This window comes from Blautia sp. aa_0143 (assembly GCF_004167315.1).
GTDB classification, from domain to species: domain Bacteria; phylum Bacillota; class Clostridia; order Lachnospirales; family Lachnospiraceae; genus Blautia_A; species Blautia_A fusiformis.
This window is the reverse complement of the sequence record NZ_RCXU01000065.1, coordinates 1-2,542: the sequence shown is the minus strand read 5'-3', so window position 1 is coordinate 2,542 and position 2,542 is coordinate 1. Positions and strand designations below refer to the sequence as shown.

At 41.0% G+C, this 2,542-nt stretch carries 2 protein-coding genes; both read right to left on the bottom strand.

What is annotated here, in order from left to right:
- Positions 1-282: 282 nt before the first annotated feature.
- Complete coding sequence (locus EAI83_RS16905) at positions 283-1,434, bottom strand: IS91 family transposase (RefSeq protein WP_004843169.1); 1,152 nt, start codon at positions 1,432-1,434, stop codon at positions 283-285.
- Positions 1,427-2,278 carry a tyrosine-type recombinase/integrase gene (locus tag EAI83_RS16900; protein ID WP_039959762.1) on the bottom strand — a complete coding sequence of 284 codons (852 nt, stop codon included), beginning with the start codon at positions 2,276-2,278 and terminating at the stop codon, positions 1,427-1,429. The genes EAI83_RS16905 and EAI83_RS16900 overlap by 8 nt, the downstream gene beginning before the upstream one ends.
- Between the last annotated feature and the right edge of the window lie 264 nt (positions 2,279-2,542).

Here is a 2,542-nt window from a genome sequence, read left to right as displayed (position 1 = left end):
ACAAATTCTTTAGGTTAGAATCGATGATGGGGTAAACGAAAAAGCAGTTTTGACATTTCAGTGAACTGCCCCTTCGTTTACTCCATTTTCGATTTGACCTAATTGAACAAAGTGAGCGTCCGAGTAGATACTACCTATGGACTTTTAATCTTTTGTTCTTATCCATGATTATACAGGATTTCCTATGCAGACGCTACAGAAATCAAGGATTTTCAGATAAATAGATACAACAATAAAACCTCAGGATTTTGAGGCTTAAAAAACATATAAAAGATTTGGATTTTAACACCTTTGCGGTATTCTCAGTTGTGGTTTTCCAAGATGTCCACCGCAGGATTTACATACACAGATGTTTATCCTGTATAGCTGTTTCAGTATTTCCGGCATTTCCTTATCCCTGAGCTTTGAAAGATATTTTTTGCATCCGAGAAGATTCCGGCATAAAGTGAGTTTTTTGTGTTTGCTGCGGGAACATAGAAGTCCATAATGCCGGATCCTGACAAAACGTCTGGGGGGCACATGCATCAGAAAACGCCGTATAAATTCAATGCCGGAAATGGTCAGTTCCTTCCATTGTCCTTCTTTCCGGTAATCCTTAACAGAAAAAGTAACATTTTCATCATCCATATGGATGATGCGGTGATTGCTGATAGCGATCCTATGGGTATACTTTCCAAGGTAATCAATCACAGATTGTGCACCGTTAAAAGTTTTCTTACAGTAAGGAACCCATTCTGTGTCGTAACAGGAATCTATAAGTTCTTTGAATTCATAATGATTACGGTATTTTTCTGCTGTTCCATGAAACTCAAGCTGATCTGTATTCCAGAGATTTTTCAGTTCATCCATATATTTCCCACGAAATACTTTGGAGATAGCCCATATAGGGAGAAAAAACTCCGTACCATTATCTTTCCACTCATTTTTCGGTGTCAGTCCACCGCCGAGCAGTATCATATGAATGTGAGGGTGGAAGTTCATTTCAGAGCCCCATGTATGAAGGATGCAGATATAACCAACGGAAGCTCCAAGGTGCTTTGGGTCTGATGTAAGTTCTTGAATGGTAGCAGAGGCTGCATGATAGAGCGTGTCATATAACAGTTTCTGATTACTGTAAATGACTGGGTTCAGAATATCAGGGACTGTAAACACCAGATGGAAATAAGGTGCATCAAGTACATCTTCCCTGCGGGCATCCATCCACATTTCCTTTGGGACTGCCTGACACATGGGACAACAGCGGTTACGGCAGGAATTATAATGGATCTGGACAGCACCACAGTCTTCACATACACTGATATTTGCACCATAAGCTCCTGTTTTACAGTTCAAGATGTTCCGGGCAGTTTTTGCCTGTTCCGGGGATGGAGAATACTTTTCAAGGTATGCTGTATAAAAATGTCGAAAAATATCCTGGACAGTGGGTTTATTCATGGTCAGCACCATCTTTCCTGTCAAAAGGGCTTTGAATGCCCATGAGGGATTTGTTGCTGACATGAAGATAAACTTCCGTAGATTTCGGATCACGGTGTCCAAGCAGTGCTTGAATGTTATGCCGTTCTATGCCCTGTTCCATCAGATGGGTTGCAAAGCTATGGCGGAGACAGTGAGGGGTTGCTGCCTTTGGAAGTTCTGTATCAGCTACTGCCCGTCGCATTACCTGTTCCAGAGTACTGACTGTTAGATAATTACCGGTAAATTTATTCGGAAACAGGATGCCACGGGGACGACCTTTCTCAAACCAGTATTGTGTAAGGATATCCAGACAACGTTTGGAGAGAATGGTATAACGGTCCATTCTATTCTTGGTATCCCGGACATGGATCTGCATATTTGAACGGGAGATATCGTCATAATGAAGATGGATCACTTCAGAAACTCTCATACCTGAGGAATACATGACTGCGAACATAGCCTTATATTTGATATCATCAACAGCATCTAACAGGCGGTCAATCTCAGAGGCAGTCAGTACAGTAGGAAGCTTATGTTCTAGGATCATACGAGGAACTGTGATGTCATCCCAAAGGATATGCAGGACATTTCGATAGAAAAAACGGATGGCAGAATTGTAAAGATTCAGAGTTGTGGCTTTCAGTCCTTCCTCTTTTTTCGCAAGCAAAAAAACCCTGACATCCTGACAGGTAAGTTCTTTGGGATTCTTATTCTGATATTTCAGAAAGTAAGAAACATAGTTTTTATAGCAACTGATGGAACGATCTTTGAGGTTACGGATTTTCCCGGCTTCCTCAAGCTGTTCTAAATATTTTTCATACATAATAAAATCCTCCATATAAAATCAGTAGTTATCAGAAACACTGCTTTATACGGAGGAGCATTGGGGTCATAAAACCGCTTGCCAACCAAGTGGAAGGGTGGTATTCTTTTCATAGGCAGTGGAGAGGTCGATCCTGTTTGATTGTTATTTTGTGGTGATTTAACAATACTACTTTTAGGACTTGCTTTCCACTGTTTTGTTATAGAAAACAGAAAATCGCTATGCCACAGCCTCGGCAGGCCATCGCGTAGCGATTTTGTTCAA

What these genes read in the sequence shown, in the direction of transcription:
- EAI83_RS16905 (WP_004843169.1), bottom strand. Translation starts at nt 1,434, where the DNA reads ATGAATAAACCCACTGTCCAGGATATTTTTCGACATTTTTATACAGCA.
- EAI83_RS16900 (WP_039959762.1), bottom strand. Translation starts at nt 2,278, where the DNA reads ATGTATGAAAAATATTTAGAACAGCTTGAGGAAGCCGGGAAAATCCGT.